The 15,138-nt window shown below is 72.9% G+C and carries 13 protein-coding genes; 3 read left to right on the top strand and 10 right to left on the bottom strand.

All coding sequences use genetic code 11. The features are described from left to right. Positions 1–80 precede the first annotated feature (80 nt). A complete protein-coding gene (locus IPQ09_27965; protein MBL0197984.1) occupies positions 81–671 on the top strand; it encodes an RNA polymerase sigma factor in 591 nt (196 codons plus the stop codon). Between the two features lie 40 nt (positions 672–711). On the opposite strand, the gene IPQ09_27960 is transcribed toward IPQ09_27965, so the two are convergent. The 10 genes from IPQ09_27960 to IPQ09_27915 form a co-directional block, all read right to left on the bottom strand. Beyond that, complete coding sequence (locus tag IPQ09_27960) at positions 712–1,260, bottom strand: cob(I)yrinic acid a,c-diamide adenosyltransferase (protein ID MBL0197983.1); 549 nt, start codon at positions 1,258–1,260, stop codon at positions 712–714. Positions 1,261–1,267: 7 nt separating this feature from the next. Further along, a complete protein-coding gene (locus IPQ09_27955; GenBank protein MBL0197982.1) occupies positions 1,268–1,753 on the bottom strand; it encodes a CarD family transcriptional regulator in 486 nt (161 codons plus the stop codon). Positions 1,754–2,471: 718 nt separating this feature from the next. After that, positions 2,472–3,527, bottom strand: coding sequence for a hypothetical protein (locus IPQ09_27950; GenBank protein MBL0197981.1), 1,056 nt, complete (start codon positions 3,525–3,527; stop codon positions 2,472–2,474). Further along, complete coding sequence (locus IPQ09_27945; GenBank protein MBL0197980.1) at positions 3,524–4,861, bottom strand: tyrosine--tRNA ligase; 1,338 nt, start codon at positions 4,859–4,861, stop codon at positions 3,524–3,526. Before IPQ09_27945 ends, IPQ09_27950 begins: the two co-directional genes overlap by 4 nt. A 105-nt stretch (positions 4,862–4,966) precedes the next feature. Then, entirely contained in the window at positions 4,967–5,281 is a 315-nt protein-coding gene (locus IPQ09_27940; GenBank protein MBL0197979.1) for an integration host factor subunit beta, read from the bottom strand. A 161-nt stretch (positions 5,282–5,442) separates the two neighbouring features. Further along, positions 5,443–7,596 (bottom strand): hypothetical protein, encoded by a 2,154-nt coding sequence (locus IPQ09_27935; protein MBL0197978.1) that lies wholly within the window; start codon positions 7,594–7,596, stop codon positions 5,443–5,445. Between the two features lie 56 nt (positions 7,597–7,652). Continuing rightward, positions 7,653–8,423 carry a TPM domain-containing protein gene (locus tag IPQ09_27930; protein ID MBL0197977.1) on the bottom strand — a complete coding sequence of 257 codons (771 nt, stop codon included), beginning with the start codon at positions 8,421–8,423 and terminating at the stop codon, positions 7,653–7,655. A 149-nt stretch (positions 8,424–8,572) separates the two neighbouring features. Beyond that, entirely contained in the window at positions 8,573–10,216 is a 1,644-nt protein-coding gene (locus IPQ09_27925) for a hypothetical protein (protein ID MBL0197976.1), read from the bottom strand. A gap of 245 nt (positions 10,217–10,461) precedes the next feature. Further along, the gene (locus IPQ09_27920) at positions 10,462–11,397 is read right to left on the bottom strand and encodes a glycerol-3-phosphate dehydrogenase (GenBank protein ID MBL0197975.1); all 936 of its coding nucleotides are present in this window, start codon (positions 11,395–11,397) and stop codon (positions 10,462–10,464) included. A 47-nt stretch (positions 11,398–11,444) separates the two neighbouring features. Beyond that, positions 11,445–12,215 (bottom strand): hypothetical protein, encoded by a 771-nt coding sequence (locus tag IPQ09_27915; GenBank protein MBL0197974.1) that lies wholly within the window; start codon positions 12,213–12,215, stop codon positions 11,445–11,447. A gap of 268 nt (positions 12,216–12,483) precedes the next feature. Here IPQ09_27915 and IPQ09_27910 point away from each other — a divergent pair, with 268 nt between their 5' ends. After that, positions 12,484–13,950 (top strand): serine/threonine protein kinase, encoded by a 1,467-nt coding sequence (locus tag IPQ09_27910; protein MBL0197973.1) that lies wholly within the window; start codon positions 12,484–12,486, stop codon positions 13,948–13,950. After that, positions 13,951–15,117, top strand: coding sequence for a metallophosphoesterase (locus IPQ09_27905; GenBank protein ID MBL0197972.1), 1,167 nt, complete (start codon positions 13,951–13,953; stop codon positions 15,115–15,117). Positions 15,118–15,138 lie beyond the last annotated feature (21 nt).

Raw genomic sequence — 15,138 nt, 5'->3', positions numbered from 1 at the left:
ATTCTCGAATTTATCTAATTATTTCGGGGCGATGTGAGCTGGCATGCGGCGTGAAAAGGACCCCTTCGAGGAGCCCGCTCATGTCCGAACCCCGCGCCGCCGTGCCCGTCATCGCCCACACCCTCCCCGAGCTCCGTAGGGGGCTCGCGGCCCTCTGCCCCGAGCTGCGCGGCCGCGCGCTGCGCCTCACGCGGCACGCCGCGCTCGCCGACGATCTCGTTCAGGAGACCGTCCTGCGCGCGCTCCGCTTCGAGGACCAGTACCGCTTCGGGACGAACCTCCGCGCGTGGGCCTACCAGATTTTGTTCAGCGTCTTCGTGACGCGGTACCGCCGCAGCCGTCGCGAGCGAAACGCGCTGCGGAGCCTCGCGAGCGATCCGGACGCGTGGCCGCACCGCGAGCCATTCACGGCGCCCGAGCGCGCGGGGGGGCTCACTCGGGCGACGGCGGAGCAGCTCTCGGCGCTGCCGCCCTCGTTCCGCGAGGTCATCGTGCGGGTCGATCTCGGCGACGCGACGTACCGGGAGGCCGCGGCCGCCCTCGGCGTGCCGCTCGGCACCGTGATGAGCCGGCTGCACCGCGGCCGCCGCCTCCTCGCCGACGCGATGAGCACGCCCGAGGCGCCGGTCCGCCCGGCGAAGCCCGCCTCGGCGGCCGCCCGCGCCGCGTGAACCCTCGCGATCGAAGAAGATGACCCCTGGACTGCGGGGCTCAGCTTCGCGGCGTCCAGGGGACGTCGTCGACGCCGGCGCGGAGGTTCTCGCCGCGCGCGAGGGAGAAGAGCAGGTCCGACAGGCGATTGAGGTACACGACGAGCGTCCCGCGCACGTCGCCGGCGTCGACCCCGAGCACCTCGCGCTCCGCGCGCCGGCACACGGTGCGCGCCAGGTGGAGCGCCGCCGCCTGAGGCGAGCCCCCGGGGAGCACGAACGAGCGGAGTGCCGGCAGCGGCCCCTCCGACGCGTCGATCGCCTGCTCGAGGCGCGCGCAGTCCGCGTCGTCGAGCAGACGCATCTTGAGCTTGTCCTCCTTGCCTGGCAGGCATGCCAACTCTGCGCCGAGCACGAACAGATCGCTCTGCACCGTGGCGAGGAGCGCGTCGGTCGGGGGCGCGAGGCCCGTGGCGCGCGCGACCCCGAGGGTCGCGTTCAGCTCGTCGACGGTGCCGTAGGCGCTCACGCGGGTCGAAGCCTTGCGCACGCGGGCACCACCGAAGAGGCCGGTGGTGCCGTCGTCGCCCGTCTTTGTGTAGAGCCTCATCGGGGCGCTACGCCTTGAACATCTCGGAGACCTCGGTCATGAGGTCGGCCTCGCTGATCTTCTTCGCGGCGGCGAGCTCCTTCATGAGCAGGCTCTTCGCCTGATCGAGCAGGCGCCGCTCGCCGAAGCTCAGGTCCTTGTCGAACTTGAGGCGGAACATGTCGCGGAGCACCTTCGCGACCTCGTGCGGCGAGCCGCTCTTCATCATCTCGGTGTAGGCGCGGAAGCGGCGGCTCCACGGCTGGAGATCGACGGCGGTCTCGGGGGCGCGCAGCGTGTCGAGCACGGCGTTCGCGTCCTTCTCGCTCATGACCGCGCGGAGCCCGCTGGACGAGGCGCTGTTCTTCGGCACCATCACGCGCATGCCCTTGTCCAGGATGCGCAGGATGTAGAAGTCACCAGACACCCCGCCGACCTCGCGGTGCTCGATCGAGGAGACCTCGCCGAGCCCGTGGAGCGGGTGCACCGCCTTGTCGCCCACCGAGAGGTTCAGCGGCTCGGTCGAGCGAGGGAACGGCTGGATGGTGACGATGGGCTGGTAGCCCTTCGACGGAGGAATGTGGGGCCTCGGGGCCGGCGGTGAGGGCGCCGGCGGGGGCTGGGACGCCAGGCGCGGCAGGGGGGGCGGCGGGCGCGTGCGGTAGGTGCCGAACTCGAGCTCCGAGATCTTGGCCTCCGGCGGCTTGGGCGGCGGCTCGGCCTTCACAGCGGGCTTCGCCAGGGCGGGCGCGGAGGGGGCGGCCGCGGGCAGGCGCTTGGCGGACGCGCGGGCGGCGGGCACCTCGGCCGGCTTGGGCTTGGCGGTGGTCTTGGGGGCGGGCGCCTCGGCCGGCTTGGCCTTGGGGGCGGGCGCCTTGGCGGTGGTCTTGGGGGCGGGCGCCTTGGCGGTGGTCTTGGGGGCGGGCGCCTTGGCGTCGGCCTTTTTCTTCGGAGCCTCGCCCGCGGCGGGCGCGGTCGCCTTCTTCTTCGCGGTCGGCGGCAGCGCCTTCGGGGTGGGCGAAGCCTTGGCCTTGCTGGCTACAGGCTTCGGGGAACGCGCGGCGTCAGCCACCTTCTTGGGCTTCGAGCCCTTGGCAGGGGCTCTTGCGGGGCGGGCTTCGGAGGCGCTTTTCTTCGGTTGAACCATCGTGGACAGAGGGCCCGGCTAGCACAATCATCGGCCCTGCGTCAACCGTGAGCCCCCCCACGGGCGTTCTTGCCGCGCCTCAGAACTATCGGGATTCATTCATTATTTCTGATATTTCGGCGTCGAGCGCCGTGTGGAGCCCGCGCGCGATGCGGGCGCCGTCGAACACGGCCCCGACGCGGAGCGCGCCGGGGCCGGTCGACGTGCGCACGGACTCGACGGGGGCGTCGAGCCCGAGCATGCGCCCCAGGGCGTTCTTGGCGAAGAGGACGTCGAGGGCGGCGCCGAACGTGCGCGCGGCGTCCTCCGGCGCCTTGTCGAAGTCGCCCACCACGACGCCCACGGCGCGCAGGTGTCCCTCGGTGCCGGGCACCGTCGAGAGCGACAGCCCGACGCCCGTGCTCGCGCGGAGGAGCCCGCCGAGCGCCCGCTCCCACTCGCCGACGAAGGGGCCCGCCGCGAAGAACCGGAGCTCCGCCCCCTGGCCCAGCAGGGAGGCCACCTTGGCGAGCGGCTCGCTCTCCAACGCAGGCTTCGCCCGTCGCAGCTTGCCCTGCGCGTAGAGCTCCGCCACCCGCAGCGGCCCGAACTTGCCCACCTCGAGCGCGACCGCCTCGCGGCCGAACGTGACGAGCTGCACGCGCTCCCCCTCGCGCGGGCCGTCGCCGAACATTCGGACGACGCTGGGGTTCGGCACGTCGATGGCGCGGGCCTCGATCGAGCGGGCGTAGCGCTCGAAGCCCTGGTGCACCTTCACGGGGTCCATTGTCCCGGGGGGGACCCGGGCGAGGGTGAGCGTGACGCCCTCGTACCGAGCCACCACGAGCTCCTCGAGGCTGCGGGGGTCGAGCCCGCCGTGGCCCTTGGCGAACGACTGGAAGCGCGCCTCGGGCACCACGGTGGCGAGCGCGGCGAGGAGCCCCGCGTCGAGCAGGGCGCGGCGGGGCGCGACCTCGACCATCCACGTGAGCCCAGGCGCCTTCACGAGGCCCGCGAGCGGCGTGAGGGTGAGCGGCACGGGCGGGGGACCGGAGGGCGCCGCTGGCGCGGGCGGCGTCGCGCACCCCGCGAGGTCGGCGAAGGCGAGGGCGACGGGCGCGCCGAGGAAGGCGCGGCGCGGGACCGCGCGGGCCCGGCTCACGCGGGGCCCGCGTCGGCGCCGAGCACGGTGACCCACGCGAACCGCCGGTTCTTCGAGCCCACCTTGAGCAGGTAGCGCTCGCCGCGCGCGAGCTGAAGCTGCGGGTCGGTGACGCGCTCCCGGTTCACCTCGACGCCGCCCTGCTCGACGAGCCGCTTGCCCTCGCCGCTGGACTTGACGAGGTTGGCGAGCGCGAGCGCCTTCGCGATCCAGAGGGTGTCGCCCTCGGTGGGGAGGCGAAGCTCGGGCACGTCGTCGGGGATCGCGTCGCCCGAGTACACGCGCCGAAACTCCGCGGCCGCGTCGCGGGCTGCCTCCTCGCCCTGGAGGCGCGTGAGCAGCTCGCTCGCGAAGGCGGCCTTGATTTCCTGGGGGTTCCGGCCCGCGGCGCGCTCGGCGCGGAGGGCGGCGATCTCTGCGGACGAGCGGCTCGAGAGGAGGTCGTAGTACCGGAAGATGACGTCGTCATCGAGCTGCATCACCTTCCGGAAGAAGGTAAGGGGCGCCTCCAGCAGGCCGATGGTGTTGTCGGCGCTCTTCGACATCTTCTTGCCGACCACCTTGCCGTCGACGAAGCGCGCGTCGGTGCCCTCGAGCAGCGGCGTCGTGAGTACGAGCTGGCCGCGCTTGCCGTACTTCGGCATGAGGTCGCGGCCGACGAGCAGGTTGAAGAGCTGGTCCGTGCCGCCGAGCTCGATGTCGCAGGCGAGCGCGACCGAGTCGTAGCCCTGAAGCAGGGGGTAGAGGAACTCGTGCTGGTAGATGGGGCGCTGCTCGGCGAAGCGCTTCGCGAAGTCGTTGCGCTCGAGCATGCGCGAGACCGTGGTCTTGGCCATGAGCTCGATGAGCTCCGTGGCCCCGAGCGCGCCGAGCCACTCGGAGTTGCGGCGGACCACCGTGATCTCGCGCGCGAGGATGCGGAACGCCTGCTCGGTGTAGGTCTCCGCGGCGGCCTCCACGTCGGCCCGCGTGAGCCGTGGTCGGAGGTCGTTCTGCCCGGTGGGATCGCCGACCATCGCGGTGAAGTCACCCACGAGCAAGATGACCTCGTGCCCGAGGTCCTGAAACTGCCGCATCTTCTGCATGAGCACCGCGTGCCCGAGGTGCAGGTCGGGTCGCGTGGGGTCGAAGCCGACCTTCACGCGGAGCGGTCGCCCGGAGGCGCGTGACTCCTCGAGGCGGGCCGTGAGCTCCGCGCGGACGTGCACGTCCTCGGCCCCGCGCAGGATGACCTCGAGCTGCGCTTCGACGGGGAGAAAAGACCCGCCTCCCGTCGAAGGCGAGGCGTCGGCGCGGGGAGCGTTCGGGGGAGCGTTCGGGGGATCGGTCGGCATGGCGGCGTCACCTTACCAGGCCGCAGGCGCGTCTGCCGCCGTCGCGAGGTCGCGCTCGAGGTGCGCACGGCGCTGCGCTGCTCGAGCGTAGCCTCGCGCGGCGGATCAGTCGTCGCCCTCGTCGCCCGTGATCGGCTGGTGGCGGCTGCTGTTGACGAGCTCCTTCAGGTCCTTGCCGACCTTGAAGAAGGGCAGGCGCTTCGGCGGGACGGGGACGGGCGCGCCGGTGCGCGGGTTGCGCCCGGAGTACGCCTTGTAGGGGCGCACGGTGAAGCTCCCGAATCCGCGGATCTCGATGCCGTCGCCCTTCTGGAGCGCCTCGGTCATGGAGTCGAACACGCAGTTGACGACGAGCTCCGCGCGCGCCTTCGTGAGATCACTCCTGGCCGCAAGTGCGTCAATCAATTCGCTTTTCGTCATGACCCATCCCTCCAACCTTCAAGCTAAGCCCAGGCGTGAGCCTCGCGTCAAGCCTGTCAAGGAGGGCGGGCTGGGTTCGTCGGCGGCCCGGGGCGTCCGGCGTGAGGGTTGGCGCGAGGATCGCCCCCCCTTGGCTAGCGAGCTAGCTAACCAGTTCTAAGCTACGGCGCGCCGATCGGCGCGAGCAGGACGCGGTCGAGGGCCACGTCGCCGCCGTCGGCCTCGACGACGAGGTGGGACTCGCCGCTCGGCAGATCGACGCGCTTGGCCGGCAAGTCGACGAGGCGGCCTTGCCCCGCGAACGCCCACTCTGCGCCCGCGGCGCGGACGTGTCCGGTCACGCCGGGCGCCGCGAGCACCCTTGGCGCGAGCGTGAACGCCCCCGCGGACGGCGCGGGGAGCGCGAGCACCATCGTGGCGCGGCGGGGGCGCCCCTCGTGCGCCGTCGGCGTGAGGGTCAGCACGCGGTCCCCCGACGCTGCGCCCGCCATCCACGAAGGGAGTGCATATCCGCCGTCCTGGGCGAGCGGGGGCCAGTCCGCTTCGGCCTCGAACCGGAGCGCGCCCACCGGCGGGGTCGGCGCCCACGGGCTGAGCCGCGGAGAGCCACCTTCGTGGCGGTAGACCCACGACTCGGGGCGGCCGCGCGCCACGAACGCGAGCCAGTCGTGGTCGTCATCGCGCCGCCGGAGCACGACCGGGCCGCCCGATCGCGCGTCCGCGCTCGCCGGGCTTTGGGTCGGGATGTGCCCGAGCGCGAAGCCGTGGTCGGTGTCCACGAAGACGAGGGCTGGCGTCCGCTCGTGCGCGTGATCGAGCCCCTGGCGGCTCGCGAGGTCGGGCACGTAGAAGGGCGCGCCGCCCTCGCGGTCCGCGAGCGCGTCGTGGTCGAAACGCGCGTGCACACTGAAGGCGACGAGCGACACAGCGAGGACGAGCCACGGCGCGGCGCGCGCAGCGGCGCTCACCGCGGGCGCACCTGGCCGCAGCCAAGCGCTCGACACCGTGAGCGCGAGCAGGGCGTGCTCGACGGGGAGCGTGTCGGCGAAGAACCTCGCGCCGCCGCCCGGGTAGTTGCCGTCGAAGTAGAACGGCGCGTACGCGAGCACCTGGAGGCCGAGGGACGCGCCCAGCAATCTCGCGACCGGTCGGCGCCGCTCTGTGAAGAGCGGCGCGAGCACGAGGGGGAAGAGCAGCTCGAGGTTCGCCGCGTCGGCGAGGTGCATCTTGAGGCGTCGCGCCGTGGTGCCCAACACCGCGAGCGGACCGTAGCCTGCGGCGAGGTTGTGGCGCACGAAGTCGCCGTGCTCGAACAGGCACCCCACGCCGCGCCCGAAGCCGTAGCGGAAGCAGCCCGACGGGCCGTCGCTGCGTGCATAATACAAGAGCTGCGGGGAGCCCCCGAGCGAGCCGGTCAGCTCGCGCTGCCAGGCGAGCAAGAGCGCGAGCCCTGGGAGCACCGCGACGGCCGCGACGGCGAGCGCGGCGAGCCGAGCCCGCGGGGTGACGTCGCCGCGGCGCGCGAGCACGAGCGTCGCCGTGACCACTACGCCGAGCGGCAACGCCGACACGGGCCGGGTCGCCACGAGGGCGCCGAGGGCGAGGCCGGCGCAGGCCGCGGCGGCTCGGCTGGGCCGTTGGCGCCACCCGAGCAGGGCCACGAGGCCGCACGCCACGTAGAGCGCCGAGGCTCCGTGCGACATCGTGTCGGCCGTGTGGTATCGCGCGCAGGCGGAGGTGACCGAGAAGAGCGCCGCCGCCCGGCCGATGCGCTCGCGGCGGGGCGCGGGCACGCCGAGCTCGGTGGCCGCGGCGACGCCGAGGGCGCGCGTGGCGGCCACGAGCGCGGCCGCGAGCAGCGGGCCGACGACCATCGGCGCGCCTGCCCGCACGCCGAGCGAGAGCAGCAGCGGATAGCCCGGTGGGAAGATGCCTCCGAGGGCGCCGCCGGCCTCGTCGTAAAGGAGGAAGCGCCCCCGGGTGGACGCGCTCGGGAACCCCGCCGGGAACCTGAACGAGCCGGCCGCGAGGCCGCGGGCCTCCAGGAGGTACGTGGTCGCGTCGATGATGCGGGGCCCTCCCCGCAGGTAGAACGCGACGTACCCGAGCGAAAGCGCCGCCGCCAGCCCGCAAGCCCCCCAGAGGAACGCGCGCCGCGACGAGTCGAGGACGGCGCGCTCGAGCACGACCCGCCCCCGCGCCGTCAGGGAGGCGCCCAGGAGCAAGATGCCGAACACGAGGGCGCAGGTGGCCGCGGCGCCCTCCGGCGGGCCCCACGTGCCCACGACGGCCCGCAGCGGGGGCAGCTCAACCACCGCGAAGACCTCGCACAGCCGCAGCGCCCCGCCCCATTCGGTCCTCGCGGCGCCGCTCAATAATCGTCGCTCGAGCCGCCGCCGCCGGAGCGCCCGCCGCCGCCGGTGTAGCCACCGCCGCCGCCGCCGCCGCGTCCGCTGAAGACGCTGAGGAGAAACCAGAAGATGCGGAGGAACGCGAAGAAGAACGTGCGAAACGTGCGCGACACGATCGAGAGCACGATCACGAGCAGCACCACGACGACGATCACGGCGACGACGACGGGGTTCTCGAGGGGGCTCTTTCGCCGCGCCACCGGAGCGGGCGCGGGGGCGTCCTTCGCCAGCGCCTCGAGGATCGCGTCGGTGCCACGATCGAGTGCGTTGTACACGCGTCCCGCCCGGAGCTCGGGGCCGATGATGTCGCGGTTGATGTGGCTCGACTGCACGTCGGTCAGCGCGCCGCCGACCCCCTTGCCGGTCTCGATGCGCAGCTTGCGGTCGGTGGGGGCGACCACGAGGAGCACTCCGTCGTCTTTGCCCTTGGCGCCCACGCCCCACGTGTTGAAGGCCTCGTACGCCACGTCGTCGATGGTGCCCTGCGCAGGATCGAGCGGGCCGGCCACGAGCACGACGACCGTGAGGCCGCGCGTGCGGCGGGCGTGCTCGAGCTTCGCGTCGAGGGCGGAGCGCTCCGCGCCCGACAGCGCGCCAGGCACGTCGACGACGTGGCCGACGAGCGGGGGCACGGCGGCCAGGGCGCTCCGCGGGTCGAGCGCTCCGAGCACTACGGCGAGCGCGGCGAGGGCCGACAGGAGGCACCGGAGCCAAGGGGGAGTGCGGTTCACCGCCCCGGACGTAGCAAGCGAGGGAGGCCACGTCCACGCCGGTGGTCGCGATAACCTCGCGCGCCCGGTCCGCTCGAAGGGGGGGCGAGACGGGGGCGCGCGATCGCGATCGCGATCGCGAGCGTGATCGCGCAGGGTGGGGTAGCCGCTCAGGTTGGCCGACGTCGGCGAGCGGCGACGAGCGCCCCCGCGACGGCGAGCCCGAGCCCTCCGAGGGGGGGCTCCGCCGGCGCGCGCCCCGGAGCGGTCTCGCAGGCGCAGCCCGAGGGCTCCTGGGCTCCGGAGGACGGCTCGATCGCCGGGGTGGAAGGGAGGGGGCCCGCGCTCGGCGTGGCCGAGGGCGTGCCGGGCGTGCCAGGCCGGGCGTCGCCCGCGTCTGGGGTGAGCGGTCCGCCGTCGGTGGCGGCGTCCGGTGCCGGCGCGGGCACGGTGCCGACCGGCATGCCCGGCACGAACTCGTTGTCCTCTTCGCCCGTGACGGCGACGACCTGGCGGTAGTCGATGCTGCGGAAGATGTCCGCGAAGGTGCGCGGGGTCTGCCAGTCGATGAGCGCGTCGAGGACGACGGGCTCCGACGAGTACGCGTTGGCGTAGCTCGGCATCGCGTTCGAGATCATGTCGAGGTACTTCGTGCCGGTGGGGTCGTCCGTGTTCAGGGCGGTGCGGGCCTCGCGCAGGCGGCCGTCGACGTAGGCGAACGTGTCACAGCCGTTCATGAAGAAGAGCAGGTGCTGCCCCGCCGACCACGTGCCCTTATCGAGGAGCGCCCGCACGTTCGCGCCGAGCCCCGCGTGACCGCTGTAGTTGATGAAGTCGGCGTCGGAGGTCAGCGAGGCGTAGCGAGCGTCGAAGGAGGCGCCCTGCGTGCGCACGTTGTCGACGAGCAGGAAGTGGACGCGCGCCGTCTTGCCGGTGGGGAGGCTCGCCTCGAGCGTGATGTCGGGGTAGGCCACGCCGGGGTGCGTGGGGAGCCCTGGCGGCGTCGTCACCACCGGCCCCGTGGCGGCGCGCGCGAGCTTCTGCCGGACGTGGTCGACGAACTGCGCGTAGCCCTCGAGGCCGGGGTCCGAGAACGACGTCGCGCCCTCCTCGTACTTGCCGACGATGACTACCGCCTTCAGGAGATCGTCCTGCCAGACGCGGTGGTACTCCGGGTACTTGCCCGTGGTGTTCCCCGCGGAGGGCGCCACCGTGGCCATGATCTCGATGGCGTCGCTTGGGGCGAGCGCGCAGGAAGGCCTGAGGACACGGTAATAATACCACATGCTCCCGGCGTCGACGCCGTGGGCCGAGGCGTCCACGCAGGTGCCGCCGTAGGTCGCGGCGAAGTCGACGAGCGAGCTCCAGTACCCGCGCCGCGGGAGCTTCAGCGTGAAGGTGCTGGGCGTGGGGCGGCGCCGGTTCCAGGCGACGGGCAGCTTCGCGTGGTAGGTGACCAGGTGCTGGCCGCCGCCTCCGGGGATGGGGCTCACGACGCGGTTCGTGATCTCGACCCGCTCGAGCTGCCCCACCGAGGCGAGCTCGTTCAGCGCGCCTATCGTGTAGAGCAGCTGGTTCGCGATGGCGTCGGGGGCCCCGCCGGACCAGTCGGCCACGACCTCGCCGTCCCACTCGAGCTCGACGAGCGTCGCCTCGGCGCTCGCGAACGCCGCGCGGGACTTCGCGGTCGTGTCGAACGACGCGGCGGGCTCGCCGACGGGTGCAGAGCACGCCGCGGCGCCCGCCATGGCCACCACGGCGGCGGCGGCGGCGATGGCGCGAGGGACGGCGGCGAGCTTGGGTAAGGCGGGCATGGTGGAGGGGCTCCAGAGGCCGCACGGGAAGCGGCGGTGATCACGTGTGCCACGACTGGAGGCGATACGCCACGTGGAGCCCGACCTTCCCTCGCGGCCCGTCTAGAGCAGCCCGTTGATGGACTCCCGTCGCCGGCGCGCCGCCGCATCGGCACGAGCTGCGTTGCGCTCCTCCGTGCCTGCTCACCTACAAGAGTACAAGAGTAGGCTCCGCGGGCTCCTCGGATCGCGCCTTGCTTCGCTACTCACACATGGGGCATCGTCATGAGCTGGTGGAGCAACGTGTCGGGAGGGTGGCCGCCGAGGATCCCGAGGCCCAGCGCCCGAAAGATGGGGGTCCGCAGCTCGCGCTGCTCGCACCATGCCAGGATGCGCGGCACGAGCTCCACCGCCTCGACCGAGTGGCGCGCCTCGGCGAGCGCGTCGGCGGCCGTCTTTCCGCCCGCGAGCGCGCGCCCGAGGGCGATCTCGGGGCGTTCGTCCTCGAGGACGGCGGCGAGCAGGTCGCCGTAGCCCGCGAGGCCGAGCAGCGTGCGGTCTTCCCCGCCGGCGGCCACGGCGATGCGTGCGGCTTCGTGGATGGAGCGGGTCATGAACGCGGCCACGAGCCCGGCGTTGACGCCCAAGCCGCGCGCGTACCCGGCGGCGATCGCGACGCACCCGACGAGCGCGGAGGCCCACTCCAGGCCGCGGAGATCGTGTGTAGAATACAGCCGAAGCGCCGGAGAGGTGAACGCCTCCGCGAGCAGCTCGTTCACCTCGGGGAAGCGAGCGCCGGTGACCATCACGCTGGGCGCGCCCGCCAGGAGATCGGGCTCGAGCACGGGGCCACCGAGGGCGCCGACGCGCCGCGCGGGCGTCTCTTGGCGGAGGACCTCGCTCACGGTCTCGAGCCCGTCACCCACCAAGCCGCGCACTCCGTGGACGACGTAGTGGTGGCCCCCGAGGTGATCGCCGAGCTGGCGGGCCGCCTCGCGCGCGGCCCGGGACGGGACCGCGAAGATGACGAGCCTCGCCTCGTCGCAGGCGCGGGCGAGCTCGGCGAGCTCACACCCCTCGGGGAGCGTGAGCTCCGCGCGGCGCGTGACGATCAGCGCTCGATTGCCCGCGCGGCCGATCGCCGCCGCGAGCGCCAAGCCCCAGTGACCACCGCCGACCACGCACACCGAGAGAGCTCCCATGGCCGGAGACTACACGGGTCGCCAGGGGGAGGCCTCGCCGGAAATCGCTAGCCGCGCGGGAGCGCGGGAGCCACCCACGCCGCCCGCAGGTGCTCCACCGCGTCGGGGGCGGCGCGGAGCGCCTGGTCGAGGGCTTCGACCGCGGGATCCGCCGCGAGGGGGTCGGCCACGTACGCGCGGGCGTGGAGGACCCAGTTCGACAGCTCGTAGCGGTGGAGCAGGGGCGCGAAGGGGTGCTCGTCGAAGGACGCGAGGGCGCGGAGGCCGTCGGTGGCGCTCCGGCACCGGAGGAGCGCGCGCGTGGCGTCGAACAGGAGCTGCCGCAGCGACTCGAAGGAGGCCTCGGGAGCCCGGGCCACGTCGTTGAGCAAGGCGTCGATGCCCGCCTCGGAGAGACCGGCGGCCTCCGCGGCCTCGGCCATGGCGGGCACCTGGGTCTCGAGAAAAGTCGACGCTGGAGCGTGCCCGAGGAGCCGGCCGACGAGGTAGAGGTCGAAGGCGCTCGCGATCGCCTCTCCGAGGAAGAGGGCGTCGGCCGAGGGGGGGCCGGACGAGTGCAGGGCCGTGGCGGCCAGGTGGTGCCACGCGACGTGCGCCACCACGTCCGCGGGCAGGGTACGGTCGACGAGGATGTCCCCTCCCACGCGGGCGCCGCTCCCGTCCGTGGCCCCCCAGAAGGTGAGGTTCAGGAGCAGCGCGCGGTCCCAGCGGCCCACGAGGGAGGGCGGCAAGACCAGGAAGGTGTACCCACTCTGCGCAATAACTTCCTTTAAGTCCGCGTAGATGGAGACATGTCGCAGCGATCGCTCGTCCTCGATCTCGAGGTCGGCGAGGGTGTGCTCGGAGAGGTCGAGGGGGGCGAGCGAACCCCCTGGGGCGGTCGGCGCGTAGGCGGGGCGCTTCTTGGGCATTTCCCCACGCTACCACGCGAGCGCTGGCCGCCCGGCCGCCTCGGCGCGTTGCGACCCCCGAGCCCGGCCGCGCCGCGACCCGAGGCCGCGACCCGCGGTCGGCGGGCGCGATTTCTTAACCGGGCGCAAGGCGAGCTTGCCGGTCTCACGCTGTGCGGGCGATAATGCCTGGGTCGTGCGTTCGATCCCGCCACCCGCCGCCGTGCTGCTCGAACCGGGCTTCCGTTTCGATGGGTACGAGCTGCTGTGCAAGATCGGGCAGGGGGGCATGGCGAGCGTGTGGCTCGCGCGCTACGCCCACGCCGACGACCCGCACGCCCTCGTCGCGATAAAGACCATCTTGCCGGAGCTCGCGGCGAACCAAGAGTTCCGCGCGATGATGCTCGACGAAGCGCGGATCGTCACGGCCATCAACCACCCGAGCGTCGCCGCGACGCTCAAGGTGGGCCAGCTCTGGGACATTCCCTACCTGGTGCTCGAGTACGTCCCGGGAGAGTCGCTCGACCAGCTCTGCGAGGCGCTCTTCGATGCGGGCAAGGTCGTGCCGCCGCCGATCGTGGTGCGCATCATCGCCGACACGTGCCGTGGCCTCCACGCCGCCCACGAGCTCCTCGACGAGAACGGCGAGCCGCTCGGGCTCGTGCACCGGGACGTCTCTCCGCAGAACATCCTCGTGAACGATCGTGGCCGGGCGATGTTGATCGACTTCGGGATCGCGAAGGCGCGCGAGCGCCTCACTCCAGAGACCGCCGACGGCGTCATGAAGGGCAAGATCCCCTACATGGCGCCGGAGCACGCCATGGGGAGCGCGGTCGACCGTCGCTCCGACATCTGGTCGCTCGGGGCGGTCGCGTACCTCATGCTGTCGGGCAAGGAGCCCCACAGCGGGCCAAACGACGCGGCGAGGCTCATCCGTAAGCTGGCGGGCGAGCCGCTCGCCCCGCTCCCGCTCACCGTGCCCGAGCCGCTGCGGGTGGTGGTGGAGCGCGCGCTCCACGCCGAGCCTTCGCAGCGCTACGCGACGGCCCTCGAGTTCGCCACCGCGCTCGAAGAGGCCGTGCTGCCCTCCGAGCACTGGGAGATCGAGAAATTCTTCTTCGACAACCTCTCCCACACGGCGAGGGCGCGGCAGCTCATCGTCGAGCACGCCATCGCGGCCGCGGACGCGCGGGCGCGGACACGCGAGATCCTCTCGAGCGCGCAGGGCGGTGGCGTACGCATGTCGTCGACGCCCGGGTTGAGCACGAGCGACACCACGGAGAACCTGCCCGCGGTCCCGCTGGAGCGCGCGGTGCGGCCGGTGTTCGTCTACCTCGGCGCCGCGGGCATCGCCCTCGCCATCGTAGCCGCCTACGGGATCGGCCAGATGAACGGGGTGCGCGCGAGCGCGACCCCGCCGCTGCTCGCGACCGGGGTGCCCGTGGGAACTGCGATGGTCGCGCCCTCGGCGACCGCGGCTCTCCCGGTAGGCCCCAGCGTCCCGACGGCGTCGGCGGAGTCGAGCGCGACCCCGCCCAGCGGCTCGTCGTCCAGCCCGACGCCGACGGCGTGGCCGAAGGTGAGCGTGAAACCGCATCCCCCGCCCCCGCCGACCGGGACCGGCAAGGGGCCGGGAAAGCCCCCCGAAGAGACGATCTTCTAGATGACGGCGCGCGACCGACGACGCACGGGGCCCACGCGCCTCGGTGCAAGAGCGCGAGCGTGGCGCGCGCTGGGCCGCGTGTTGCCGCTCCTGCTCGCCCCCGTGCTCGCCCCCGTGCTCGCGGCGTGCGGTGACTGCGGGCGCGCGTCGGAGCCGGCGACCGCCCCGCGACCCTCGGCCTCGCCCGGGCTCGACGCGGCGAGCGCCGACGCGGCGTCCGCAGCGGCGACCGATGCGGCGCGCGCGATCGTCGCCGACGCAGGGGCCGCCGCCGACGCGCGCGCGGCGTCCGGTGTGGGGAGTGATGCGGCGAGCGCCACCGGCCACGGCCCGGTCCGCTTCATCGCGGTCGGCGACACCGGCCTCGGATCGGCCCGCCAGCGCCGCGTCGGCGCCGCGATGGCCGACCAGTGCCGCAAGAGCGGGTGCGACTTCGTGGTGATGCTTGGCGACAATGTGTACCCGAGCGGGCTGGCGTCACCCGACGATCCCCGCATGCGCGCGCTCTTCGAGGAGCCCTACGCGGGCGTGGACGCGCCCTTCTACCCTACGCTCGGCAACCACGATTTCGGCGGAAATGGCTCCGGCGACGAGTTCGAGCGCGGACAGTACGAGGTCGACTACACCCGCCGCTCGCAGAAGTGGAAGCTCCCCGCCGCGTACCATCACTTCACTGTCCGCGGCGTCGAGCTGTTCGATCTCGAGACCAACTCGGCCATGTTCGGGCGCGACGCCACGCAGCGCCGCGAAATGCGGGGGTTCATCGCGGGCTCGAAGGCGCCGTGGAAGATCGCCTTCGGGCATCACCCCTACCTCTCGAACGGTCCGCACGGGAACGCGGGCTCCTACGAGGGCGCGCGCGGCGTGGCGATCTGGAGCGGCGACGGCGTCAAGAGCTACCTCGACGGGGAGATCTGCGGGAAGGTCGACCTCTACCTCGCCGGCCACGACCACAGCCTCCAGTGGCTCTCGGCGCGGTGCGCCGGCACCGAGCTCATCGTCAGCGGCGCGGGCTCGGGCCCTACGTCGCTGCCCGGCGCGAACCCGACCCACTTTCAGTCACTCGAGCTCGGGTTCGTGTACATCGTCGTCGAAGGGCGCGCGCTCACCGCCGAGTTCATCGACACGCGCGGCGCGGTGATGTTCACGCGCACGATCCAGAAGTAGAGCCAGCGCCGCGGCCGCAGG

It is taken from the genome of Myxococcales bacterium (genome assembly GCA_016720545.1).
Classification (GTDB): Bacteria; Myxococcota_A; Polyangia; order Polyangiales; family Polyangiaceae; genus JAAFHV01.
The sequence above is the reverse complement of the archived record's forward strand: the minus strand, read 5'-3'. Positions and strand labels throughout refer to the sequence as shown.

Excerpts from the sequence above, each read along its gene's own strand:
- IPQ09_27965 (MBL0197984.1), top strand. The coding sequence starts at position 81 with ATGTCCGAACCCCGCGCCGCCGTGCCCGTCATCGCCCACACCCTCCCC.
- IPQ09_27960 (MBL0197983.1), bottom strand. The coding sequence starts at position 1,260 with ATGAGGCTCTACACAAAGACGGGCGACGACGGCACCACCGGCCTCTTC.
- IPQ09_27945 (MBL0197980.1), bottom strand. The coding sequence starts at position 4,861 with ATGCCGACCGATCCCCCGAACGCTCCCCCGAACGCTCCCCGCGCCGAC.
- IPQ09_27940 (MBL0197979.1), bottom strand. The coding sequence starts at position 5,281 with ATGACGAAAAGCGAATTGATTGACGCACTTGCGGCCAGGAGTGATCTC.
- IPQ09_27925 (MBL0197976.1), bottom strand. The coding sequence starts at position 10,216 with ATGCCCGCCTTACCCAAGCTCGCCGCCGTCCCTCGCGCCATCGCCGCC.
- IPQ09_27920 (MBL0197975.1), bottom strand. The coding sequence starts at position 11,397 with ATGGGAGCTCTCTCGGTGTGCGTGGTCGGCGGTGGTCACTGGGGCTTG.
- IPQ09_27905 (MBL0197972.1), top strand. The coding sequence starts at position 13,951 with ATGACGGCGCGCGACCGACGACGCACGGGGCCCACGCGCCTCGGTGCA.